The following is a 25,202-nucleotide window of genomic DNA, read 5'->3' as shown; positions in this document are numbered from 1 at the left end:
CGTGGCGAGGCTCAGCTGCGCGGCTTGAGATTCTCCGGGTCATAAAGCGGCTTGTAGCCGACGCCGGCGACTTCGACCGGATATGTCTCGCCGAAATACTCGACCTTGAGCTTGCGGCCCTCCTGGGCATAGGCCCACGGCAGATAGGCGAGCGCGATGTTCTTGCCGATCGTCGGGCCATAGGCGACCGATGTGGTGAAGGAGCGACGGCCGAGTTCGTCGACCAGCGTTTCTCCGCTCTCGGGGTCCATCACCGGCATGATGCCCACCGGATAACGGGCAACACCCTTGGAATCCGTGTTCTCGGTCATCACCAGCGTGCACAGCATGGCGGGCTGATGCGCGCGTTCGCGATACTCCACATGCTTGGCCTTGCCGCAGAAATCATTCTCCTTGACCTTGGGACGGGCGAGATCGGCTTCCAGCAGATTGTATTCGGTCAAGAGGTCGGCGTTCTGCAGCCGCAGGCTCTTTTCCATGCGGCGTGTGTTGGCATAGGTCTCGACGCCGAACGGCATGACGCCGGTCGAGCGCAGCGCGTCCCAGACGGCCAGGCCATCCTCGTAGCGCATATGTAGCTCCCAGCCCTGTTCGCCGACATAAGAGATGCGGAATGCGGTTACATCCTTGCCGCCGATCCTGACCGGTTTGATTGCCGCGAAAGGAAAATTGTCAGGTGAAAGCCCATCCGGGTTTTCGACCACCTTCTGCAAGGTCGTCCGTGCGTTCGGCCCCCAGATGCCGATGGTGACGTATTTCTCGGTGACGTCGGTGATGGTGACGTCGAACCCCTTGTCCTGCGCCGTGCGCTGCATGTAACGGAAGTCGCGCGGTCCGGCGTCGGCGCCGTCGATCAGCCGGCAGCGGTCGGCCATGCGGATCACGGTGAAGTCCGCCCGCACCATGCCTTCCTCATCGAGGAAGTGGGTGTAGATGCCCTTGCCGATATTGTTGTCGCCGCCGATTTTGGCCGCGCACAGCCATTCCAGCAGCGCCACGTGGTCGGGGCCTTCGATGTCATACATCGAGAAATGCGAGAGGTTGACGATGCCGCAATCCTCGCTCATCGCCAGATGCTCTGCGTTGGAGACGCGCCAGAAATGGCGGTTGTCCCATTCGTTCTCGCGCACCGGCACACGGTTGCCGTACTTTTCAAGCAGATGCTCGTTGGCGGCATAGCCATGGGCACGCTCCCAGCCGCCCAGTTCCATGAAGTAGCCGCCGAGTTCCTTCTCGCGCTCCCAGAATGGCGAGCGCCTGATGTTGCGGCCCTTGGAGAAGGGTTCGCGCGGATGCACCGCCGGATTGTAGACCTTCATCGCGGTCTCGGTGCAGCGATCCCAGATGAATTGTTCCTTCGTCTGGTGCGGATAGAAGCGCGCATAGTCGATCGCGTGGTGGTCGATCCCGGTGCGGCCGTCGGTCATCCAGTCGGCGATCAGCTTGCCCATGCCGGGGCCATCCTTCACCCAGATGGCGACGGCATACCAAAGGCCCCTCACCTTCTGGCTCTCGCCCATCGATGGACCGCCATCGGCGGTCACTTGCAGCAGGCCGTTGAAGGAATGGCTTTCATTGTAGCCGAGTTCACCGAGGATCGGCGTCAGTTCCATGGCGCGCTCGAGCGGCGCCAGGATCTGCTCCATGTCCAGATCGCGCTGCGATGGCGACAGCCGCGCCTGATCCTTCTCCAGAAGATCGCGCGGGTGGCAAAGACGTGGATTGGTCTCCTCGTAGTAGCCCCATTCGATCTGCCCGCCCTCGGCGGTCTTCGGGTCGCCGGTGTCGCGCATATAGGCGGAATTACCCTGGTCGCGCAGCAGCGGCCAGCCGATCTCCTTGCCCGTGCCGGCGAACTCGGTGTACGGGCCGAAGAAGGTCAGCGGATGGTCGATCGGCATGACCGGCAGATCCTCGCCCACCATCTCGGCGATCAGCCGGCCCCAGATGCCGGCGCAGACGATGACATAATCCGCCTCGATCGTGCCGCGGTCGGTCACCACGGCGCTGATGCGGCCGTCCTTGACGACAAGCGACTTCGCCGGCGTGTTGGCGAAGGATTTGAGCTTGCCGGAGGCTTCCGCCTGGTCGACCAGCTTGCCGGCAACGGTCTGCGAGCGCGGGATGACGAGGCCGGCGTCCGGATCCCAAAGGCCGCCTTGCACAAGATCCTGTTCGATCAGCGGGAATTTTTCCTTGATCTCGTCGGGTTCGACCAGGCGCGCGCGCGTGCCGAAAGCCTTGGCCGAGGCGATCTTGCGCTTGATCTCGTCCATGCGGCCGTCATCGCCGACACGGGCGACCTCAAGGCCGCCGACGCGCGCATAGTGGCCCATCTTCTCGTAGAAATCGATGGAATAGAGCGTCGTCCAGCAGGACAGGAAGTCATGGCTGGTGGTGTAGCAGAAGTCCGACGCGTGCGCGGTCGAGCCGATATCGGTCGGGATGCCCGACTTGTCGATGCCGACAATGTCGTCCCAGCCGCGTTCGATCAGATGATAGGCGATCGATGCGCCGACAATGCCGCCGAGGCCAATAATGACGACCTTCGCCTTTTTCGGAAACTCTGCCATTGCCCGCGACTCCAGAATGCTGCTGCGGGCGGCGTCGGCGCCCGTTTGATCGGCGCACAATATGCAGGCGACGGGCACGGCGCTACCGCCTGTTTGCGACACGCCGCGGATGCGGCGCGACCCGACATGAACCAGGAAGATCGAGGCTTGTCAGGCGAAGGCCGGACAGAACCCCGGCCCTTCTAGTCATACCACCAGGATTACTTGATGCGGGCGACGCCGCCGGAAATCTCGACGGTTTCCGAACCGGTCAAGGCTTCGAGGTCACCGTTCGGCAAGGTGACGAAGCAGCCGTTCTGGCAGAACTCGACGGTTTCACCGCCAGCCAGCGCGAGCTCGGTCTTGCTGCCGCCCTCGGTCACGATCAGCGTGCGGGTCTCGGCGTCCTTGTTGACCGCGCTTGCGGCATGGGCCGAGCCGCTCACGGCGAGCAAGGCCAGGGCAGAGACGAGAGACTTCCACATATCGCAATATCGGTGTTCCCACCGCCTCTGTTGCATTTCACAAGGCATTTTCGCCTTTGCAGGGAGCTTATATGAGATGGAAGCTGAACCGCAACTGAATGCCGCATTCATGCCACAGTTCAACGGATCAGGCCGGATCCGGTCTTCGGCTTTTGCGCCTGGTCTTTGGCGGAAGCTCGGCAGCCTTGGCCCTGGCAAGCTCGCGTTCCACGAACTCCGCTTCGGCCTTCTCGTCGTCGGCGGGCCATTTCGCAGCCGTGGTGCCCGACTTTACATGGACGTCCCTTTGCGGGAACGGGATTTCGATGTTCGCCAGCCTGAAGGCATCGAGGATGGCGAAGCGAATATCGTTCTGGACGATCACGCCGTTGCTGACATCGGCAAGAAAGACCCTGATCTCAAAGTTCAAGGAAGAGTCGGCCAGTGCGGCAAACAGAACGAAAGGTTCAGGGTTCTTGAGCACCAGCGGGTGGTTGCGGGCAATATCGAGCAGAAGATCATGCACGCGCCTCGCATCCGAGCCATAGGCGACGCCAACCGGAATTTCGATGCGGCCAAGCTTGTTGCGGTGCGTCCAGTTACCCACCGGTCCGTTGATCAGATCGGAGTTCGGCAGGATCACCGACTGTCGCTGGAAAGTCTCGATCTCGGTGGCGCGCACACTGATCCGTTTCACTGTGCCGGACACTTGGCCGGCGACGATCCAGTCGCCGACCTTGAACGGCCGCTCGGCCAGAAGGATCAGGCCGGAGACGAAATTGGACACCACATTCTGCAGGCCAAAACCGATACCGAGGGAAAGCGCACCCGCGACCAGCGCCAGGCTGGAGAGGTCGATACCGGCGGCCGAGATGCCGACCAGCGCGGCGAGCGCCACGCCGGCATAGCCGACCGCCAGCCGGATCGAGTTGCGGACCCCGGTGTCGACCTTGCCGCGCGCCATGACCGAGCCGTCCAGCCAGCCCTGGAACCAACGCGTCAGGAAATAGCCGATGACGAAGACGACGATGCCCGACAGGATGCCGGTAACCGAAATCGTCACCGAACCGATGTTGATCCCGGTTGCCAGCCTGTACGCCCACGCCTCGATGTCGCCAGGCTGGAAGCCCCACATCAAAAGGATCAGCGGCAGGAACACCAGCACGATCATCAGGTTGATGGCAATGCTGACGACAAGGCCGAGCTGGTCGAGTGCGGTATCCTCATAGCTGGAATTGGCCGACAACCAGCGCCCGACCGAGGTGTTGGCGAAAGCGCCCTCCTCGCCGATCGCCCTGGCCGACAGGAAGCCGATATAGGCGGTGACGAGCGCCGTGCCGGTGACCACGACCTGCAGCGAGACGAACAGCGCAAGGCCGATATAGCCGAGCAGCGCCGCGATGATGGTGAAAAGCCCGAGCCCGAGCGAAGTGTAGCGTAGCCATGCCGGCCACGGGCGCCAGCTTCCGTCACGCGCCTTGAACGGCCTCAGCATCGCCATCAGGATGAGAATGACGCCGACGATGATGGTGGCGACGAAACTGCGCGCGATTGTCAGCGACAGCGGCGATCCCATCTTGTCGTTCACGACCGATAGAAAGGTGTTGAAGCTGATGACCACCGCCATGGCAGTGGTCAGGCGCACCAGCCAGCGCGCCGGCCCGGTTTCGACGGGGATGAGGCGCCAGTTGGGTAACTGCGGCTTGAGTGCCGCGTTGGTCAGCCGGTTAACGCAGAACACAACGCCGATGACGGTGGCCAACGCATTGAGGAAGAGGCCAATGTCGCCGCGCAACACGTTGTAATAATTGAAAAAGAAAATCGTCGACCCAAGAAAGGCGCCGACCGCAAGCGTCGGCAGCAAGGTCGACCAGAAGGCCACCGACAGGCGGCTGAGATAGGACGGGTCCTCGTTGGTGGGATCGGCCTCGAACACCCGACCGAACAGGCGCCGACCGCCAACCAGCAGCACCAGCGCCAGGCCGAGCGCCACGAAGGTTGCCGCGAGGATGGCCCGGAACTTGAACTTGATGGCGAAGCTCAGCCAGGAGGAAACCGCCTTGTAGAAATTGCCGAACTCGTCGCGCGCGTCGGAAAAAACCTGCGGGCTCAAGGCGTCCGAGAGTACGTAGCGCTTGGTCAAAAGGTTGCGGAACAACTCGCTGCGCATGTTGCCGATCTTGTCGATCAGCCCGCTGATGCGGATCGACAGGGTCTGGGCCTGCGCGATGACCGCGTTGATCTCGGCCTTTTCCGACGTCAGCGCCTGGCGCTCGCTGCTGACGATGTCGGGCTCAGCCGGCTGGCCGGCGGCGGGAGCAGGCCCAAGCTGTTCGAGCCTTGCGTTGATCTCGCCGAGGCGCGAACGGAAGGCCAGCGCGCTGTTTAGCGACTGCCGCGACAATTCCTCCAGTTGCAACCGAATACCGACAAGGCTGGCGTCGTCTTCGCCGTCTTGATGTATCTGCTTGTCGAAATTGTCGGCCTTGGTCGTCAGGCTCTGGATGATCTTCTGCTGGTCGGCGACCAGCCCCGCGGGCGCTTGGCCAACGCCCTGCGCCGCCGCCTCGAACGACAGCGGCGCCGAAACGACAAGCGCCAGGACCAATATGAGGCGAAGCAATCGAAAAAACATGACGGATCGGCGACTCACGGGCGGCAAAGGCATTCAAAAGCCTGTCCTTGATAAAGACGGCCATATCATGGGGCAAGTCGCCGCGACCGATCGTGCAAATGAAGCGTCGGCCAGTCGAAAGGCGATGGCGCAATATTGGCTTTGCGTCGGCACCCTGCTCTATAGTCTGCCGCATCGCCCGCAACGGACACCAAACACATGGCAGAGTACTCGGCCCTTTCGCTGCTTGCGAATGCGCTCAAGGGAAACAAGGATTGGAAACCGGCCTGGCGCAAGCCGGACCCGAAGGCATCCTACGACGTCATCATCATCGGTGGTGGCGGGCATGGCCTGGCGACCGCCTACTATCTCGCCAAGGAGCACGGCATAACCAACGTCGCGGTGCTGGAGAAAGGCTGGCTGGGCTCCGGCAATGTCGGCCGCAACACCACGGCTGTTCGCTCGAACTACCTGCTGCCGGCCAACACCCGCTTCTACGAACATTCGATGAAGCTGTGGGAGAACCTGTCGCACGAGCTCAATTACAACGTCATGTTCTCGCAGCGCGGCTGCTTGAACCTGGCGCACACGCCGGCCCAGTTCGACGACTATGCAAGGCGCGGCAACGCCATGCGCCATCTCGGCGTCGATGCGGAACTGATGGCACCAGCCGAGATCAAGCGCCTGATCCCGGCACTCGATATCTCTAACGATGCACGCTTTCCCGTGGTTGGCGGCCTGATGCAGCGGCGCGCCGGCACAGCCAGGCACGATGCAGTAGCCTGGGGCTTTGCACGCGGCGCCGACCGGCGCGGCGTCGACATCATCGAGAATTGCGAGGTCACCGGCTTCCTGCGCGACGGCGACCGCGTCACCGGCGTCACCACCTCGCGCGGCGATATCAGGGCAAAGAAGGTAGCGGTCGCGGTGGCCGGCAGCACCGGCCGCGTCATGCAGTTGGCCGGCGTCGAGACGATGCCGATCGAAAGCCATGTGCTGCAGGCCTTCGTCACCGAATCGCTGAAGCCCTTCATCGACACGGTCGTGACCTTCGGCATGGGCCATTTCTACATGTCGCAGTCCGACAAGGGCGGTCTCGTCTATGGCGGCGACATCGACGGCTACAACAGCTACGCCCAGCGCGGCAACCTGCCCATCGTCGACGAGGTGATGAGCGAGATGCTGGCGCTTTTCCCGGGCCTCGCGCGTGTGCGCATGCTGCGTTCCTGGGGCGGCGTCTGCGACATGTCGATGGACGGCTCGCCGATCATCACCATGGGGCCTCTGCCCGGCATGTATCTTAATTGCGGCTGGTGCTATGGCGGCTTCAAGGCAACGCCCGCTTCCGGCTGGTGCTTTGCCTGGACCATCGCCAAGGATCAGCCGCACGACTTCAACGCCCCGTTCACGCTGGACCGTTTTCATCGCGGCCTGGTGATCGACGACAAGGGCCAGGGCGCGAACCCGCGGCTTCATTAGGAACATTCCGTGCTGATAACTTGCCCCTACTGCGGCCCGCGCGACGTCATCGAGTTCACCTACCAGGGTGACGGCAACCGCGAGCGTCCCGAACCCGCCTCGCAGAATTTCGAGGCCTGGAATGCCTATGTCTACGACAGGCTGAACCCGGCCGGCGACCACAACGAGATCTGGCAGCATTCCGGCGGCTGCCGGGCTCACCTGAGGGTTATGCGCAACACGCTGACGCATGAGATTTCCAGTGTCGCCTTCGTACGCGGCGATCACGCCTCGCCAGCACGCGGCAGGGCGGAGGACAAGCCATGAGCCCGCGCCGCACCGACACCGGCGGCCGCATCGACCGGTTGAAGACCATCCGCTTCACCTTCGACGGCGTTGCCTATACCGGGCACGGCGGTGACACGCTGGCGTCCGCGCTGCTGGCCAATGGCGTCACGCTGTTCGGACGTTCTTTCAAATATCATCGCCCGCGTGGCTTGCTGAGCGCAGGCGTTGAGGAGCCCAACGCGCTGGTAACGGTGCTGAAGGGCGAGGTGCGCGAACCCAACATTCCGGCGACCATGATCGAGATCCATGACGGACTGGTCGCCGTCAGCCAGAACCGCTTTCCCTCGCTCGCCTGGGACGTCAATGCCGTCAACCAGCTCGGCGGCAAGATCCTGTCGGCCGGATTCTATTACAAGACCTTCATGGGACCGGTCATCGGCCCGCTGAAAGGCACGCGCTTCTGGATGTTCTGCGAACACTTCATTCGCCGCGCGGCCGGCCTCGGCAGCGCCGGATCGGCAAAGGATCCGGCCCGCTACGAACGCATGAACGCCTTTTGCGACGTGCTTGTGGTCGGCTCCGGCCCAGCCGGCCTGATGGCGGCCAAGACCGCCGCCGACCAGGGCGCCCGCGTCGTACTGGCCGATCTGGAGCCGCGTTTGGGCGGTTCGGCCAACTGGTCCGGCGAAACCATCGATGGCGCACCGGCTGCCGATTGGGTGCGGCGCACCGTCGCTCAGCTTGAAGCGCGAGACAATGTCCGGCTTCTGCCGCGCACCACCGTCTGGGGTTACTACGACAGCAACACACTCGCCGCGCTCGAGCGGGTCAGCGACCACAAGGCACAGCCCGCCAAGGGCGAGCCGCGCCATCGCTACTGGGCGATCCGCGCCGGGTCCGTGGTGCTGGCCACCGGCGCCTTCGAAAGACCGCTGGTGTTTCCGGGCAATGATCGGCCCGGTGTCATGCTGGCGCACGCGGCGCAGCGCTACGCCAACGAATTCGGCGTGCTGCCGGGCCAGCGGGTCGTGCTGTTCACCAACAATGACAGCGCCTACCGGTCGGCGCTGGCGCTGAAGCAGGCAGGAGCTGCGATCGTTGCCATCGTCGACGTGCGCCCGCAACCGTCCGCCGAGATGAGCGCCCTGGCCGGCGAAGCCGGGGCGGAATTGCTGTCCGGCCACGCGGTGGTCGCCACGGAAGGCGGCAAGGCCTTGTCCGGCCTCAAGGTTCAGCGTTTCGACATGGTCGCGGGTGGGCTGAGTGGCGATGCACGCAGCATCCATACCGATTGCCTGCTGATATCTGGCGGCTGGTCGCCGACCATCCATCTGGCCAGCCAGGCCGGCGCCAAGGCGGAATGGAATGCCGGGCGCCAAGCTTTCCTGCCGCCGAAGCCGACACAGAAATGGATCGGCGCCGGTGCCTTCACGGGCAGCTTTTCCACCCTCGAGGCGATCGCCGAAGGGAGCGCCTCCGGCCTTGCGGCAGCCGGAGGCACAGGCACACCGGCGGCATTGCCCGCTTTCGAAGCCGTCCCCGGCGATCCCGATCCGGCGCCGGTGTTCGAGATCAGGGCCAAGGGCAAGAGCTTTGTCGATTTCCAGCATGACGTGACGGCGGAGGATGTCCGCCTGGCGCATCGCGAAGGCTTCGTCTCGGTCGAGCACCTGAAGCGCTACACCACGCTTGGCATGGCGACCGATCAGGGCAAGAGCTCCAACATTCCCGGTCTCGCCATCATGGCCGAGGCGCTGGGCAAGCCGATCCCGGACGTCGGCACGACCCGCTTCCGGCCGCCTTTCGCGCCGGTTTCGATCGGTTCGCTGGCGGCGGAACGCTTTGGCGACCTGAAGCCCGAACGGCTGACGCCGATGCACGACTGGCACCTCGCCAATGGCGCGACCATGTATTCGGCCGGACTCTGGTACCGGCCGATGATCTACGGGCTTTCAGGCGAAACCGTCGAACAGGCGTATGTACGCGAAGCCAAGGCGACGCGCGAAAGTGCTGGCATCGTCGATGTCTCAACGCTGGGCAAGATCGCCGTGCAAGGCCCCGATGCCGCCGCCTTCCTCGACCGTGTCTACACCAACATGTTCTCGACGCTCGCCGTCGGCAAGGCCCGCTACGGGCTGATGCTGCGCGAGGACGGCTTTGCCTTCGACGACGGCACCACCTGGCGGCTGGGCGAACAGGATTTCCTGATGACCACCACCACGGCCAATGCCGGCAAGGTGATGCAGCATCTGGAATATTTCCTCGACGTGATCTGGCCGGACCTCAAGGTCCACGTCACCTCGGTGACCGACGAATGGGCGGGAGCCGCGATCGGCGGGCCGAAGGCGAGGCAGATACTGGCCGCCTGTGTTACCGGTACGCATGTCGACAATGCGACGCTGCCGTTCATGGGCATTGTGCACGGCGAGATATCAGGCGTGCCGGTCATGATTTGCCGGCTATCATTCTCGGGTGAAATGGCTTTCGAGGTCTATTGCGGCGCTGGCCACGGCACCCATGTCTGGGAAGCCCTGGTCGAGGCCGGAAAGCCGTTCGGGCTGGTCACTTACGGCCTCGAGGCCTTGGGCACGATGCGCATAGAGAAGGGTCATGTCACCGGCGCCGAGATCGACGGCCGCACCACGGCGCGCGATCTGCATCTCGATTGGATGCTGTCGAAGAAGAAGCCGTTCATCGGCTCGGCGATGATGGACCGGGAAGGTCTGGTCGCGGCGGAGCGGCTGGAACTGGTCGGCCTGATCGCGCTCGACAACCGGCCGCTGAATGGCGGCGCGCACATTGTCGAGGAGGTCGACGAAGCCAATCCGCACGGCTCGATCGGGCACATCACCGCCTGCTGCTATTCGCCGGCGCTCGGCAGGCATATCGCGCTGGCGCTGGTCAAGGGCGGCAAGGCCAGGCACGGCACGCGCGCCCATGTCTCCGATCCCCTGCGCAACCGCTTCGGGCCAGTGGAGATCGTCTCCAACCACTTCTACGATCCGGAAGGGACCCGCATGCATGGCTGAGCGTCAATCGCCCCTCGAGCCGGAATTCCATGTCGGCTCGCATGGCAATTTCGAACATGGCGTCGAGATCCTGCTCACCGAAACCAGGCCGGGCTCGATCGTTCAACTCGCGGCGTGGCCGGGCGAGGAAAAGAAACTGATGGAAGCCATCCGCGGCGTCACCGGGCTTGCGCTGCCTGACGGGGCCGGCGGCGGCTTGAGCGACGGCGTGAAATCGGTGTTCGGCTTCGCGCCGGGAAAATTCACCGTGACCGACGAGGCCGAAGGACTGGCCGCGGCCTTGGCCAAGGCGGTGACGCCGGCCATCGGCACGGTGACGGACCTGTCGCATGGCCGCACCGCGATTCGCATTGCCGGACCGAAGGCCGAATGGGTACTGTCGAAATTCTTCGCCATCGACTTCGCCCTGCCCGCCTTTCCGGTCGGCGCCGGCCGTTCGACAGCGCATCACGATGTCTTCGCCCAGATCCAGCGCACCGGCGCCGACCAGTTCGACATCCATGTCTTCCGCTCCTTCGCCCGCTCGTTCTGGAAGGCGCTCTGCCATGCCAGCGAGGAAGTCGGCTACGAAGTGCAGTAGGCGGTGCGGCCGGATAGCCGCTCGGCCGCTGCCTGTGGCCTCAATGCCGGCCGGTTCTGCCGCTAGAGAATCCTGCCGCGGGCGACGATGATGGGGACGGGCCTCACGACAGGTCCAGGGGGTATGAAGACCCCGTCTTACAGCCGGCATATTGGTTCGAACATCCGCATGACTGCTGAACTTTCCGCCGGCGCCGGCGATCGCGCCGATGTGCCGGCCAGAACCTTGCTCCTGCTGCCGCTGACGGTCGCCTGTGGCGTGTTCATGACCAGCCTCGACCAGAATGTCGTGGTGACGGCGCTGCCGGGCATCAGCGAAAGTCTTGGCCGTCCGCCAAGCCAGCTCGGCTTGCTGATCACCGCCTATGTCGCCAGCCTGATCATCTCGATGCCGCTCGGCGGCTGGGCGGCCGACCGTTTCGGCCTGCGCAACGTCTACTGTTTTGCGTTGCTGGTGTTTGCCGCCTCATCGGCCTTGTGCGGCCTGTCCGACAACATCTGGATGCTGGTCGGCGCCCGCGCGCTGCAGGGCTTCGGCGGCGCGCTGATGGGCACGCTCGGCCAGGTCGTCATCCTGTCGACCTTTCCGCGCAGCCGGACCTTGAAGATCAACATGTATATCTCGCTGGCCGGTCAGTCCGGGCCGCTGGTCGGTCCGCTCGTCGGCGGCGCGCTGACCACTTATATTTCCTGGCGCTGGATTTTCTTCATCAACGTGCCGTTCGCGCTCGCGGCGGCAATCCTTGCCGCGTCGCTGTTCCCGACAGTCACCAAGCCCGTGCGCACGCGGTTCGATTTTCCGGGCTTTGTGCTGGTCGGCAGCGGCATGGTCCTGCTGGTCTTCGGCATGGACTCGCTGGCGGCGAAAGACGCCGCCAGCAGCATGATCGCGGCTGAGCTCGCGCTGGCGCTCATCATCCTGGCGGCCGCCTCCTTCTATTGCCTGCGCGTACGCAATCCGCTGCTCGATCTCAAGCTCCTGCGCATCCGCACCTTCCGCATCTCCTTCCTTACCGGCGGCGGCCTCGACACGATCGGTCTCAGCTCCGTGGTCTTCCTGCTGCCGCTGATGTTCCAGCTCGGCTTCGGCATGAGCGCGGTGCAGGCGGGATCGCTGACCTTCGTTGCGGCGGTAGGGTCGGTGGGTATGCGTGTCTTCATGCCGCGCCTGCTCAACCGTTTCGGGTTTCGCCGCGTGCTGGTCTTCAACACGCCGGTGGTTGCCGCCATGGTCGCCGGCTTCGCCTTGATGCAAGCAACGACCCCGGTCTGGATCACACTCACCTATCTCTTCGTCTTTGGCGCCTTTCGCTCGGTGCAATGGGCTTCGACCGGAAACCTCGCCTATTCCGACATCGCGCCCGAACAGCTCGCCCGCTTCAGCGCACTCTACTACATCCTCTGGCAGCTGGCGGTCGCGATCAGCGTTGGCCTGGCGGCGGCGATGCTGTCATTCCTGGCCGGTAACGGGCGGGCCGTCGCCAGCGACTTCCGGATCCTGTTCATCATCGAGGGCGTCATCACGCTCTGCGCGCTGCTCGCTTATCTCAAGCTGACGCCGCAGGATGGCGCTCATGTCAGCGGCCACGGCGCACACATGACTACGGAATAGCGGCCCTGCGCGGTTGCCGCAGGAAACCTATTCGCGGAACGTCACCCATTGCTCGAGCGGCTCACGGTCGGTGCGGAAGGCGTTCTCGGGCTTGGAAGTGTCTTCATAGCCGAGCGCCATGCCGCAGACGACGATCTCCTCATCGGGAATGCCGAGCACCGGCCGGATCTGCCGATGATAGGGTGCGAACGCCGCTTGCGGGCAGGTGTGCAGCCCCCTGCCGCGCGCCGCGACCATGATGTTTTGCAGGAACATGCCGTAGTCGATCCACGAACCCTGGTTGAGCCGGCGGTCGATGGTGAAGATCATGCCGACCGGCGCGTCGAAGAAGACGAAGTTGCGGTCGTGCTGGGCGCGCATCTTGTCGACTTCCCGGCGGCCTATGCCGAGCGCGCCGTAGAGGCCGAACCCGTTGGCCCGGCGCCGGGTAAGATAAGGTTCGAAGAATTGAGTCGGATAATAGCGATACTCATCCCAATCGGCCTTTTCGGCCCGGATGCCGGAATTCATGATGGCATCGGTGATCCGTTGTTTGGTCCCGCCCTTGGTGACGTAGACCCGCCATGGCTGCATATTGGTGCCGGAGGGAGCACGCGCCGCAACAGCCAGTATGTCACGGATCGTCTCGTCGCCGACCATGTCGGGCAGGAATGCGCGCACCGAACGGCGCGACATGATCGCGTCGTCGACGATCTCGGCATCACCCGCGATTCGAGCCTTCTTTTCCAGCATGGGCCGTCCCTTAGCCTTTGTGTCGATCGGACGTCCCCACTCGCCGCTCGCGGCGGAGCCTTTGCATGAACCTTCAAAATCCTGCAAGCAAATCTTGAGCATAGGTGAAAATCTACTTGATTTTTTCATGAGCTTCATTTCTCATGAAATTCAACTGCAATTTTTCATGAAGTGAGCGATTTGGTCTCCCCTATCGCACGAACATTACAGGGACCTGACGAGCGAGTCCTGGCCGGCGATATCAGGGCCTTGCGCCGGGTGCGCGGGCTGACCCTGGCCGAGATCGCGCTGAAACTCGGTCGTTCGGTCGGCTGGGTCAGCCAGGTCGAGCGCGGCCTGTCGACGCCATCGCTCAGTGATCTCCGGGCCTTCGCCGAGTTGTTCGGCGTGCCGATCAGCCTGTTCTTCAGCCATGACGTGCCCGTCGAAAGCGAGCGCGGCGTGGTGGTGCGCGCCGGCAAGCGCCGCTCGCTTGGCACCAGCGAATCCGGCCTCGTGGAGGAGCTTCTGTCACCGGACCTCGGTGGTAGCTTCGAGATGGTGCGGTCTGTCTTCGCACCGGGCGCGGAGTTGAAGACCGAGGCGCGACGGCCGACCGAAGAGGCCGGATACATCGCGTCCGGGCAGTTCGACATCGAAATAGCCGGGGTATGGCACCGGCTTGGCGAAGGCGACTCCTTTCGTTTCGAAGGCAAGCCTTACCGCTGGCGCAATCCGGGCACCGAGCCGGCGGTTGTCATCTGGGTGGTCTCGCCGCCGGTCTATTGAATGCTTGTTGCCCAAACCATGCGGCGGTCTTGGGATAACGACAAAACAAAATTAGAAGCGCGGCGCGCTTGAAGTTTGGGAGAAGAACATGGCGGGTTTGCCGAGCACGGCGCGCGTGGTGATCATCGGAGGCGGGGTCGTCGGCACCTCCTCACTCTATCATCTCGCCAAGGCCGGCTGGACCGATTGCGTGCTCCTGGAAAAGAACGAGCTGACCTCCGGCTCGACCTGGCATGCCGCCGGCAACGTGCCGACTTTCTCCTCGTCCTGGTCGCTGATGAACATGCAGCGCTATTCGACCGAACTCTATCGGGGCCTCGCCGAGGCGGTCGACTATCCCATGAACTATCACGTCACCGGCTCGCTGCGCCTTGCCCACTCGAAGGAGCGCATGCAGGAATTCCAGCGCGCCAAGGGTATGGGGCGCTATCAGGGCATGGACATCGACGTTGTTGGCGTCGACGAAATCAAACGCCGCTACCCCTTCATCGAGACCCATGATCTCGAAGGCGCGCTCTACGACCCGAGCGACGGCGACATCGACCCGGCGCAGTTGACCCAAGCGCTGGCCAAGGGCGCGCGCGACATGGGCGCCAGGATCATCCGCTTCTGCCCCCTCACCGGCGTGCGCCGCGAAAACGACGAGTGGGTAGTGGAGACGCCGCAAGGCGAGATCCGTTGCGAGATCGTCGTCAACGCTGCCGGCTACCGCGCCGCCGAAGTCGGCAGGATGTTCGGCCGCGAAGTGCCGATGATGGTGATGAGCCATCAGTATATCCTGTTCGAGGAGATCCCGGAACTCGCCGCATGGTCGAAGGAACAGGGCAAGAAGCTGCCGCTGCTGCGCGACGTCGACACTTCATATTACTTGCGGCAGGAAAAAACCGGCATGAATCTCGGCCCCTATGAGCGCAACTGCCGCGCGCATTGGGCCACTCAAAGCGATCCGATGCCGGAAGACTTTTCCTTCCAGCTCTTCCCCGACGATCTCGACCGGCTGGAACATTATCTCGCCGACGCCGTCGCCCGCGTGCCGATCCTGGGAACCGCCGGCCTGTCCAAGGTCATCAACGGCCCGATCCCTTATGCGCCGGACGGCAACCCGCTGATCGGACCGATGCCCGGCGTGCCCAACGCTTTCGAGGCTTGCGTCTTCACTTTCGGCATCGCCCAGGGCGGTGGTGCCGGCAAGGTGCTGGCCGAATGGATCACGCAGGGCCAGACGGAATGGGATATGTGGTCGTGCGACCCCCGCCGCTTCACCTCTTTTGCCGCCGCACCGGACTACTGCGTCGCCAAGGGCATGGAAATCTACGGCAACGAATACGCCATTCAGTTCCCGCGTCATGCCTGGCCGGAAGGCCGCGACAGGAAATTGTCGCCGATTCACGATCGCATCAAGGCGCTCGGCGCTCGCTTCGACGCCTATAATGGCTGGGAACGCGCCATCTGGTACGCGCAGGACGGCGATGACGTCTCCGAGCAGGCGACGCTGACCTTCCGCCGCGATGGGCCCTGGCAGCACCGCGTGCGCGAAGAGTGCCTGGCCGTGCGTGACGCCGCCGGCATCCTCGACCTGCCCGGCTTCTCGCGCTTCAACCTCGAGGGCCCTGGTGCCGCCGAGTGGTTGAGCCGGCAGGTGACGGGCCTGGTGCCGAAGCCCGGACGCATCGGCCTCGTCTACTTCTCCGACGACAAGGGCCGCATCGTCACCGAAATGTCGGTGGTGCGCCATGGCGAGGAGTCCATGACGCTGATCACCGCGGCGGTGGCCCAGTGGCATGACTTCGAATGGCTGAAGTCGCACATGTCCAGGGATGCGGCATTCACCCTGACCGACCGGACGGAGGAATATTCCACGCAAATCCTCGCCGGCCCCAACTCGCGAAAGATTCTCGCCGATGTCTGCGCCGCCGACCTGACCCTGCCCTGGCTGACGCACCAGGAAACGAAGATCGCCGGCCGCTGGGCCCGACTGGTCCGCGTCTCCTTTGCGGGCGAGCTCGGTTGGGAAATCCACACCAAGGTGGACGACACGGCTGCCATCTTCGATGCGATCTGGGCCGCAGGCCAGAAATACGGGCTGAAGCCGTTCGGCATGTACGCGCTGGATTCGCTGCGCCTGGAAAAAGGCTACCGCACCTGGAAGGGGGATCTGTCGACCGACTATTCCATTCTGCAGGGTGGGCTGGAGCGCTTCGTCAAATGGGAAAAGCCGGACTTCCGCGGCAAGACGGCGCTCCAGAGCGAGAAACAGCAAGGCGTGAAGAAGCGCTTCGTCACACTGGTCGTTGAAAACCCCGGCGACTGCGACGCTCCCTACATGTCGACGCTCTGGCATGGCGGCCAGATCGTTGGCGAGACCACGTCAGGCGGCTGGGGTCACCGCATCGACAAGTCCATTGCGCTCGGCATGCTGCGCGCCGACCTGACCGAGCCGGGCACCTCTGTCGAGCTTGAAATCTTCGGTGACCGGTTCAGGGCGGTCGTGCAGAAGGACGAGCCCTTGTGGGATCCCATGAACGAAAGGCTGCGCGCATGAAATCCGTCATTCTCACCGATGGCGGCATGGGCCAGGAGTTGGTCCGGCGCAGCAAATCCGAGCCAACGCCGCTGTGGTCGGCCAGGGTGCTGATCGACGAACCGGACCTCGTGCGCGGCCTGCATGCCGAATTCATCCGCGCCGGCGCCCGCGTCATCACCACCAACACCTATTCGGCGACGCCCGAACGGCTGGCGCGCGAGGGCGCGGAAGACCTGTTCAAGCCGTTGCAGAGGCGTGGCATCGACCTCGCCAGGCAGGCGCGCGATGAGGCCGGCGACGCGGCGATCGCCGGCTGCCTTTCGCCGCTTTTCGGCAGCTATGCGCCGGCGCTAACCATCTCCTACCACGACACGCTCGACATCTACCGCCGTATCGTCGCCGAGCAGGTTGATGGCGTCGACCTCTTCCTGTGCGAGACCATGGCGTCGGCACAGGAAGCGCGCGCAGCTGTCACCGCGGCGTCGGAAAGCGGCAAGCCAGTATGGGTATCGTGGACGCTAGCCGACCACGGTGAGCCTCGGCTGCGCAGCGGCGAGACAATTGCCGCCGCGGCCAGCGCCCTTGGCGGTTTGCCGGTGGCGGCGCGGCTGCTCAACTGCTGCCGCCCGGAAGCGATCGCGGCGGCCTTGCCGGAGCTGATCGAGCTGGGCGGCCCGGTCGGCGCCTATGCCAATGGCTTCACCTCCACGGAAGCGCTCAAGCATGGCGGCACGGTGGATGTACTGCATGCCCGCCATGACCTCGGTCCGGACGCTTACGCCGAACAGGCCGTCGGCTGGGTGGAAGCGGGTGCGGACATCGTCGGCGGTTGCTGCGAGGTCGGCCCTGCCCATATCGCTGCCTTGCGCGACCGGCTGCTACAGGACGGCTACGCCATTTCGGGAGTCTCTTATGCCTAAGCCATCATCGCGCATCACCGGCATCGTGCCATCGGGCAAGGACGGCTGGGAGGTCCATTTCGCAGCCTGGCACCGCAAGGAAGCCGGCGAGGATATCATCATGCTGTCGGTCGGCGACCATGATTTCGACACGCCGTCGCAAACGATCGAAGCCTGCGTGACCGCGGTTCGCGGCAGCAACCATCACTACACGCCGCTGCCCGGCCTGCCGCGTCTGCGCAAGGCGATGGCCGCGGCCTCCAGCGCCTGCACCGGTGTCGAGACGACACGGGATCAGGTGATTGCCACGCCGGGTGGCCAGGCCGCACTTTACGCGGCCGTGCAGGCTGTTCTCGACCCGGGCGACCACGCCATCGTGATCGCCCCATACTATGCCACCTATCCCAACACCTTCGGTGCGGCTGGGGCCAGTTTCACCGTCGTCGAGACGCCCGCCGAGGATGGATTCCAGCCCCGCGCCGACATGATTCGCGCCGCGCTCAAGCCCAACACTCGCGCCATCCTGATCAATACGCCGAACAACCCGACCGGTGCTGTCTATTCGCGCGAGCACCTGGAACAGTTGGCCGAAATCTGCCGCGAGCACGATCTCTGGCTGTTGTCGGACGAGGTCTACTGGACGCTGGGCGGCGGCGAGCATGTCTCGCCACGTTCGCTGCCTGGCATGGCCGAGCGCACGCTGGTCATCAATTCCATGTCCAAGAGCCATGGCATGACCGGTTGGCGCATGGGCTGGCTGACAGGTCCGGAAGAGATGATCGCATTGCTGATCAACCTCAACCTGGTGACGACCTACGGCCTGCCGGCCTTCATCTCGATCGCCTGCGCCGAGGCACTGGAAAACCATTATGGCGTGACGGACATCGCCGAACGCTATGCGGGCCGCCGCACCGTCTTCCTCGACGCCGTGCGCGGCATGAACCATGTCACGGTGCGCGGTTCCGAGGGCGGCATGTATGTCATGCTCGACATATCCGAGATCGAACCAGACGACGAGAAATTCGCCTTCGCCTTTCTCGACAAGGAGAAGGTCGGCGTCATGCCGGGCTCGAGCTTCGGCGAAGCCGCCGCCGGCCATATTCGTATCAGCCTGTGCCAGCCCGAACCCGTGCTGCGGGAAGCGGCCGCGCGGCTGCGCCGTTTTGTTTCCAGCTACCGCCGTGAGGCCGCATGACCGCCAAGACCATCCCCACTAAGGCGCGGGCCGTCATCATCGGCGGCGGTGTCTCCGGCTGCTCGGTCGCCTATCACCTGGCCAAACTCGGTTGGACCGACGTCGTGCTCTTGGAGCGCAAGCAGCTGACCTCCGGCACGACATGGCATGCCGCTGGGCTGATCGGCCAGTTGCGCGGCTCGCAGAACATGACCCGGCTGGCAAAATATTCGGCCGATCTCTACGTCAAGCTGGAAGCCGAGACGGAGGTCGGCACCGGCATGCGCCAGGTCGGCTCGATCACCGTGGCGCTGACCGAGGAACGCAAGCACGAGATCTATCGGCAGGCGTCGCTGGCCCGCGCCTTCGATGTCGACGTGCGCGAGATCTCCCCCAATGAAGTCAAGGAGATGTACCCGCATCTCAACGTCTCCGACGTGGTCGGCGCCGTGCATTTGCCGCTCGACGGCCAGTGCGACCCGGCCAACATCGCGATGGCATTGGCCAAGGGTGCGCGCCAGCGCGGCGCCACCATCGTCGAGAATGTGAAAGTGACGAAGGTCCACACCAAAAATGGCCGCGTCTCCGGCGTTTCGTGGGCGCAAGGCGAAGGCCAAGGCACGATCGAGGCCGACATCGTCATCAACTGCGCCGGCATGTGGGCGCGCGACCTCGGCGCACAGAACGGCGTGAACATCCCGCTGCACGCCTGCGAGCATTTCTATCTCGTCACCGAGCCGATCCCCGGCCTCAGCCGCCTGCCGGTGCTGCGCGTGCCGGACGAGTGCGCCTACTACAAGGAAGATGCCGGCAAGATGATGCTCGGCGCCTTCGAGCCGGTGGCCAAGCCCTGGGGCATGGACGGTATCCGCGAGGATTTCTGCTTCGACCAGTTGCCCGAGGACATGGACCATTTCGAGCCGATCCTCGAAATGGGCGTCAACCGCATGCCGATGCTGGCCACCGCCGGCATCCACACCTTCTTCAACGGCCCCGAAAGTTTCACGCCCGACGACCGCTACTATCTCGGCGAGGCGCCCGAGCTGCGCGGCTACTGGATGGCGACAGGCTACAACTCGATCGGCATCGTCTCCTCCGGCGGCGCCGGCATGGCGCTGGCGCAGTGGATCAACGATGGCGAAGCGCCCTTCGACCTTTGGGAAGTCGACATCCGCCGCACCCAACCGTTCCAGAAGAACCGTCGCTATCTCAAGGAGCGCGTCTCCGAAACGCTCGGCCTGCTCTATGCCGACCATTTCCCCTATCGCCAGATGGCAACCTCGCGTGGTGTGCGCCGTTCGCCCCTGCACGAGCATCTGAAGGCACGTGGCGCCGTGTTCGGCGAGGTCGCCGGCTGGGAGCGCGCCAACTGGTTCGCCCGGGAGGGACAGGAGCGCGAGTACCGTTATTCCTGGAAGCGGCAGAACTGGTTCGACAACCAGCGAGAGGAACATCTTGCAGTCCGCAACAAGGTCGGCCTGTTCGACATGACCTCGTTCGGCAAGATCCGTGTCGAGGGCCGCGATGCCTGCGCCTTCCTGCAAAGGCTTTGCGCCAACGACATGGACGTGGCGCCGGGCAAGATCGTCTACACGCAGATGCTCAACCAGCGCGGCGGCATCGAGAGCGACCTGACCGTGTCGCGGCTTTCGGATACGGCCTATTTCCTCGTCGTCCCCGGGGCCACGCTGCAGCGCGACCTGGCCTGGCTGCGCCGGCATGTCAGCGACCAATTCGTCGTCATCACCGACGTAACCGCTGCCGAAAGCGTGCTCTGCGTCATGGGCCCGGATGCGCGAAAACTGATCCAGAAGGTCAGCCCCAACGACTTCTCCAACGAGAAAAATCCGTTCGGCACGTTCCAGGAGATCGAGATCGGCATGGGCCTGGCCCGGGCGCATCGCGTCACCTATGTCGGCGAACTCGGCTGGGAGCTCTATGTCTCGACCGACCAGGCCGCCCATGTCTTCGAGGCGATCGACGAGGCCGGCGCCGATGTCGACTTGAAACTCTGCGGGCTGCACACGCTCGATTCCTGCCGCATCGAAAAGGCTTTCCGCCATTTCGGCCACGACATCACCGACGAGGACAATGTGCTGGAAGCAGGCCTCGGCTTCGCGGTGAAGACGGCCAAGGGCGATTTCATCGGCCGCGATGCGGTGCTGAAGAAGAAGGAAGCCGGATTGGCTCGCAGGCTGGTGCAATTCCGGCTGAAGGACCCGCAGCCCCTGCTCTTCCACAACGAGGCGATCCTGCGCGACGGCAAGATCGTCGGTCCCGTCACCTCGGGCAATTACGGCCACCATCTCGGCGGCGCCATCGGATTGGGTTACGTGCCTTGCCAGGGCGAGAGCGAGGCGGATGTGCTGGCCTCGTCCTACGAAATCGAGATCGCCGGCGAACGTTTCGCGGCGGAGGCATCGCTGAAGCCGATGTATGATCCGAAGGCCGAGCGGGTGAAGATGTAGCGGGCCACTTTTCCCTTCTCCCCCTTGTGGGAGAAGGTGGATCGGCGCCGAGACGGTTGAGGGGTGTTGGAAGGAATGAGACGCTGGTGTTCCCTGGAGCACCCCTCATCCGACCGAGCTTCGCTCGGCCACCTTCTCCCACAAAGGGGAGAAGGGAAGCCCGGCGCTCAAAACCGCTCCAGCTTCGCCCGCACCTTGACCAGAAACGCCGTCCGCGTCCGTGGCGTCGAGGCATCCATCAGATAATGCGCCAGGAAGAATGTCCGGCAGCGCGTCGCACACAGCGCCCGCATGCCGCGCAGCAAGGTCTTGCGCCCGGGCTGGCCGACCACGACGCTCCACCAGGTCGGCGCACCGCAGGTGGTGATGACGCCGACCTTGGTGACATGCGTCATCAACGACTTGATCCCTCCCCTGCCTACCGGCAGCTTGAAAGCGATGTCGGCCGCCCACACCCGGTCGAGCCAGCCCTTCAGCATCGCCGGCAGCCCGTACCACCAGGTCGGATAGACGAACAGGATCGCCTCGGCCCAGTTGAGCAGTTCGAAATGCGGCTTCAGCGCCGGGTCTTGCGGTGCCCGTTCATTATAGGTCCGCCGCTCCTCGCAGCTCATCACCGGATCGAATTTCTCGGCATAGAGGTCGAGCAGCCGTACCTCCCAGCCTCTTCGCCTCAGAACGTCCATGGCGGTGTCGCGGATTGCGGCACAAAAACTTTCCGGCACGGGATGGCAGTAGACGACGAGAACCCGCATCAGAACGCGTCCATGCTCGCCGCGACCTTCGTCATGAAGGACTTCCGTGTTTCGTCGGTCGACAGGTTCGTCGCGTAGTGCGCGAGGTAAGTCACCGGTGCGCCGGGCTTCACCGTGGCGCGCAGCATGCGCTTGATCAACTTGCGCGGCGGATCGCCCATCAGAATGGCGCGGAAGCGGCTGCCGCCATAGGTGGTGATCGCCGCGACTTTCCTGATGTTATGCAGCGACGGCTGCACCTTGCCGTCGACCAGCGTGAACGACACGCCGGGCAGGAAGACGCGATCGAAAAAGCCCTTCAGGATCGCGGGGAAGCCGTAGTTCCAGACCGGATAGGAAAGCACCAGCGCATCGGCTCGCAACAGGCGCTCGACATAGGGCGCCGCCGGGTCCTTGGCTCCGCGTGGGTTATGATAGTCCAGCCTCTCCCTGCGGGTCAGCCGCGGATCGAAATCCTCGGCGTACAGATCGCAGTCGTCGACCGTATGGCCCGCCGCAGTCAGCCGCTCGACGATCATCCGGTGCAGGCCGGCATTGAAGCTGGTCTCGACCGGATGGGCGTAGAGGACGAGGATCTTCATCAGCCTGTCCTCTGCAGCCCCTTGAAGAGGAAGGTCCGGCCCGAACGATAATCGTAATCGGGGTTTTCCCAGGCGATCATCTTGCCGGGGTTGAGCAGGCCTTGAGGATCGGTCTCGCGCTTGAAGGCGAGTTGCACCGCGTCGGTCTGCTTCATGCCGCCCTCTTCCAGCGTGTAGCGATGCGGGTTGAAGATCGGGCAGCCATTGTCCTCATGCAGGCGGATGATCTCGTCGAGCCGCGCCTCGGTGGTGAACCTGACCAATGGCAGGCCGAAGCAAGTGATGTTGCCATCCAGCCGCACGAATTCGAGATGCGAGAACACCTCGCCGGGAAACATCGCGTCCATTTTCTCGACCAGCGCCAACTGGTTGGGAAAAGGATAGAGCGACTGCAGATAGGTGATGTCGGGATCGACCCGCAGCGCCCTCAGCGTCGTATGATTCCAGGCCAGTTCATAGGCCGGCGGCAGACCCTTTTTCTCCTCCGCCGTCGCCGTGGCAGCGCTATAGATCACCGCGCCGCCGGCCCGCCGGGTGAAGGCAAGAAAGGCATCCAGCCCATGCCGAGCTACCATGACGACGCAGATGCTTTGCCCTTCCCTGAAAAACTTCTGGTGGCGCTTGAAATAGAGCTGCGGCACCGGCGCGGCGATCGGCGTGATCAACTTGGTCAGGATGCCGTCCTGGCAGGCCAGCGCATTGCCGTAGCGCGCCGCGCCCATGAAGGCATCGAAGCCGACGATGATGTCGATCCACTCATAGGCGGCCGTCAGCGGCATCTCGACCTCTGATATGATGCCATTGGTGCCATAGGCATGGGTTACCTTGTGCAGGTCTTCGCCGGTGAGTTCGAGCACCCTCGGCTCAGCCTCCATGGTCACCACGCGCAGGCGCAGCACATTGCCGAAATCGCGCAACCCGCCGAAATTGATCGAGCCGACGCCGCCAGAGCCGCCGGCGATGAAACCGCCGATCGAGGCTGTGTTGTAGGTCGAGGGCGACAGCCGCAGTTCCTGCCCGGAATGTGCGCGCGTCGCCTTGTCGATGTCGGCCAGGATCGCGCCAGGCCCGGTCACCACACGGCCTGGGCTGATCGACTTGATCTCGTTCATCTCGGCGAGGTTCAGCACCACGCCGCCCGAAAGCGGCATCGCCTGGCCGTAATTGCCCGTGCCGCTGCCGCGCGGCGTCACCGGAATGCCGTGGCGATGGCAGGCGGCAAGCACGCGGATCAGCTCGGCCTCGGTCTTCGGCGTGGCGATCAGGTCGCCGGTGACATGGTCGAGCTGCTGTTTCAGCACCGGGCTGTACCAGTAGAAGTCGCGGCTCTTCTGCTGGACGATGGCCGGATTGTCGTCGAGTTTTATCCCGTCGAGGTCGCGTTTCAGCGCGGCGATGTCCATCAGTCCACCATCAGTTCGTCGAGTTCGGCATAGTCGGGCAATTGCCGGTCGATCGCGCGCCCGGCACGCACGACGATGCGATCCGATTCGGGCCGCGACAGCAATTCCGTCCAGCTCCGGCCTTTGAACAGGATGAAATCGGCATCGCCACCGGCGGCAAGCGTGCCGAAGCCGTCGAGCCGCATCACTTTCGCCGGCGTCGCGGTGACTGCCTGTGGCCAGTCGGCGACCGGATGGTCGAAATGCAGGATGCGCGTCGCCATGCGGTAGACCTCCAGCATGTCGAGATCGCCATAGGCATAGAAGGGATCACGCGTGTTGTCGGAAGCGACCGCGACCGCAATACCCCTCGCCTTCATCTCGTGCAGCAGCGTCACCCCACGCCAGCGTGGTGTCGTCTGGTCGGTGCGACGGTCTTGCAAATAGAGATTGCACATCGGCAGCGACACCACGGCCAGCCCGGCCTTCGCCACCTTATCCAGCGTGTCCAGCACCTCAAGATCGGGCTGGCGCGCCAGCGAGCAGCAATGGCCGACGAGGATATTGCCCTCGAACCCGCTCCACAGAGCCGCCTCGGCGATCTTCTTCAGCGAAATGGCCGCGATGTCGGCGGTCTCGTCGGCGTGGAAGTCCAGATCGAGCCCATACTCGATCGCTTGCGCGAAGACGTGGTCGAGCAGCTCTTCCAGGTCCGGCACCATATAGGTTACGACGCCCAGAACGCCCTTGGCCGCGGCCACCCTCTTTGCCAGCCGGTCGAACCATTTTTTGTCACGCACACCCTCGATGCCGAGCAGGCAGGCGCCCTGCAGTTCGATACGGCCACGCCATTCCTGGCGCATCGTCTCGAACACCGGCCAGGAGATCTCCTCTTGCGGCGCGACACTGTCGATATGGGTCCTGAGCGCCCTGGTGCCATGCGCGTAGGCCGAGCGCAGCGAAAAATCCATGCGGCGCGCCACGTCCTCGGCGCTCCAACGCGCCGCCCTGTCGGCGCCCGTGGCACTCAGCGCGCCTATGAACGTACCGTCGGGATTGGGCTTCCGCGGCCAGATATGACCCTTGTCGATATGCGTATGGCAGTCGACGAAACACGGCAGCACGATACGGCCGCCAAGGTCGACGGAACCGGCCGGAACCTTCGACGCGGCATGCGCAGCGATGCTGGAAATCTTGCCCTCCGCGACGGTGATGTCGGTCAGCGCGAAACCATCTCGGTCGAAGGACGCGACCAGGTCCGGCGTCAGCGACACGTGAAGCCGGACGTTGGTTAGGTGGTAGGGACCGGAGGTCGGTATCAAG

At 63.8% G+C, this 25,202-nt stretch carries 18 protein-coding genes; 10 read left to right on the top strand and 8 right to left on the bottom strand.

The window, feature by feature from the left end; all coding sequences use genetic code 11:
- Positions 1–11: 11 nt before the first annotated feature.
- The 3 genes from LB556_RS20590 to LB556_RS20580 form a co-directional block, all read right to left on the bottom strand.
- The gene (locus LB556_RS20590) at positions 12–2,573 is read right to left on the bottom strand and encodes an FAD-dependent oxidoreductase (RefSeq protein WP_224569566.1); all 2,562 of its coding nucleotides are present in this window, start codon (positions 2,571–2,573) and stop codon (positions 12–14) included.
- A gap of 200 nt (positions 2,574–2,773) precedes the next feature.
- Positions 2,774–3,037, bottom strand: coding sequence for a hypothetical protein (locus LB556_RS20585; RefSeq protein ID WP_224569565.1), 264 nt, complete (start codon positions 3,035–3,037; stop codon positions 2,774–2,776).
- Between the two features lie 127 nt (positions 3,038–3,164).
- Positions 3,165–5,651 (bottom strand): mechanosensitive ion channel family protein, encoded by a 2,487-nt coding sequence (locus LB556_RS20580; RefSeq protein ID WP_224569564.1) that lies wholly within the window; start codon positions 5,649–5,651, stop codon positions 3,165–3,167.
- 198 nt (positions 5,652–5,849) lie between these two features.
- Here LB556_RS20580 and LB556_RS20575 point away from each other — a divergent pair, with 198 nt between their 5' ends.
- From LB556_RS20575 to LB556_RS20555, 5 genes are all read left to right on the top strand, one after another.
- Entirely contained in the window at positions 5,850–7,109 is a 1,260-nt protein-coding gene (locus LB556_RS20575) for a sarcosine oxidase subunit beta (protein ID WP_224569563.1), read from the top strand.
- A 9-nt stretch (positions 7,110–7,118) separates the two neighbouring features.
- A complete protein-coding gene (locus LB556_RS20570; RefSeq protein ID WP_224569562.1) occupies positions 7,119–7,415 on the top strand; it encodes a sarcosine oxidase subunit delta in 297 nt (98 codons plus the stop codon).
- Positions 7,412–10,405 (top strand): sarcosine oxidase subunit alpha, encoded by a 2,994-nt coding sequence (locus tag LB556_RS20565; RefSeq protein WP_224569561.1) that lies wholly within the window; start codon positions 7,412–7,414, stop codon positions 10,403–10,405. Before LB556_RS20570 ends, LB556_RS20565 begins: the two co-directional genes overlap by 4 nt.
- Positions 10,398–10,985: a sarcosine oxidase subunit gamma family protein gene (gene soxG, locus LB556_RS20560; RefSeq protein WP_224569560.1), complete on the top strand. Its 588-nt coding sequence runs from the start codon at positions 10,398–10,400 to the stop codon at positions 10,983–10,985. Before LB556_RS20565 ends, soxG begins: the two co-directional genes overlap by 8 nt.
- Before the next feature lie 168 nt (positions 10,986–11,153).
- Positions 11,154–12,596, top strand: a complete 1,443-nt coding sequence (locus tag LB556_RS20555) for an MFS transporter (protein ID WP_224569559.1) — start codon at positions 11,154–11,156, stop codon at positions 12,594–12,596.
- Positions 12,597–12,623: 27 nt separating this feature from the next.
- Here LB556_RS20555 and LB556_RS20550 read toward each other — a convergent pair whose 3' ends face one another.
- Positions 12,624–13,328, bottom strand: a complete 705-nt coding sequence (locus LB556_RS20550) for a nitroreductase (RefSeq protein ID WP_224569558.1) — start codon at positions 13,326–13,328, stop codon at positions 12,624–12,626.
- 171 nt (positions 13,329–13,499) lie between these two features.
- Between LB556_RS20550 and LB556_RS20545 the strand changes: the two genes are divergently transcribed.
- The 5 genes from LB556_RS20545 (at position 13,500) to LB556_RS20525 (ending at position 21,161) form a co-directional block, all read left to right on the top strand.
- Positions 13,500–14,096: a helix-turn-helix domain-containing protein gene (locus tag LB556_RS20545; RefSeq protein ID WP_224569557.1), complete on the top strand. Its 597-nt coding sequence runs from the start codon at positions 13,500–13,502 to the stop codon at positions 14,094–14,096.
- A gap of 88 nt (positions 14,097–14,184) precedes the next feature.
- Positions 14,185–16,638 carry an FAD-dependent oxidoreductase gene (locus LB556_RS20540; protein WP_224569556.1) on the top strand — a complete coding sequence of 818 codons (2,454 nt, stop codon included), beginning with the start codon at positions 14,185–14,187 and terminating at the stop codon, positions 16,636–16,638.
- Positions 16,635–17,540, top strand: a complete 906-nt coding sequence (locus LB556_RS20535; protein WP_224569555.1) for a homocysteine S-methyltransferase family protein — start codon at positions 16,635–16,637, stop codon at positions 17,538–17,540. Before LB556_RS20540 ends, LB556_RS20535 begins: the two co-directional genes overlap by 4 nt.
- The gene (locus LB556_RS20530; RefSeq protein WP_224569554.1) at positions 17,533–18,714 is read left to right on the top strand and encodes a pyridoxal phosphate-dependent aminotransferase; all 1,182 of its coding nucleotides are present in this window, start codon (positions 17,533–17,535) and stop codon (positions 18,712–18,714) included. The genes LB556_RS20535 and LB556_RS20530 overlap by 8 nt, the downstream gene beginning before the upstream one ends.
- A complete protein-coding gene (locus LB556_RS20525) occupies positions 18,711–21,161 on the top strand; it encodes an FAD-dependent oxidoreductase (protein WP_224569553.1) in 2,451 nt (816 codons plus the stop codon). Before LB556_RS20530 ends, LB556_RS20525 begins: the two co-directional genes overlap by 4 nt.
- Positions 21,162–21,328: 167 nt before the next feature.
- Here LB556_RS20525 and LB556_RS20520 read toward each other — a convergent pair whose 3' ends face one another.
- From LB556_RS20520 to LB556_RS20505, 4 genes are read right to left on the bottom strand one after another with little or no spacing between them, the layout of a single operon-like run.
- Complete coding sequence (locus tag LB556_RS20520; protein WP_224569552.1) at positions 21,329–21,916, bottom strand: NAD(P)H-dependent oxidoreductase; 588 nt, start codon at positions 21,914–21,916, stop codon at positions 21,329–21,331.
- Positions 21,916–22,497, bottom strand: coding sequence for an NAD(P)H-dependent oxidoreductase (locus LB556_RS20515; protein WP_224569551.1), 582 nt, complete (start codon positions 22,495–22,497; stop codon positions 21,916–21,918). Before LB556_RS20515 ends, LB556_RS20520 begins: the two co-directional genes overlap by 1 nt.
- Positions 22,497–23,900, bottom strand: a complete 1,404-nt coding sequence (locus LB556_RS20510; protein WP_224569550.1) for an FAD-binding oxidoreductase — start codon at positions 23,898–23,900, stop codon at positions 22,497–22,499. Before LB556_RS20510 ends, LB556_RS20515 begins: the two co-directional genes overlap by 1 nt.
- Entirely contained in the window at positions 23,900–25,201 is a 1,302-nt protein-coding gene (locus LB556_RS20505) for a cytosine deaminase (protein WP_224569549.1), read from the bottom strand. Before LB556_RS20505 ends, LB556_RS20510 begins: the two co-directional genes overlap by 1 nt.
- Position 25,202: the final 1 nt, after the last annotated feature.

The sequence above is a fragment of the Mesorhizobium sp. ES1-4 genome, from assembly GCF_020164745.1.
Taxonomy (GTDB): Bacteria; Pseudomonadota; Alphaproteobacteria; order Rhizobiales; family Rhizobiaceae; genus Mesorhizobium.
Note: the sequence above shows the minus strand (reverse complement) of the source record. Positions and strands in the feature narration are given on the sequence as shown.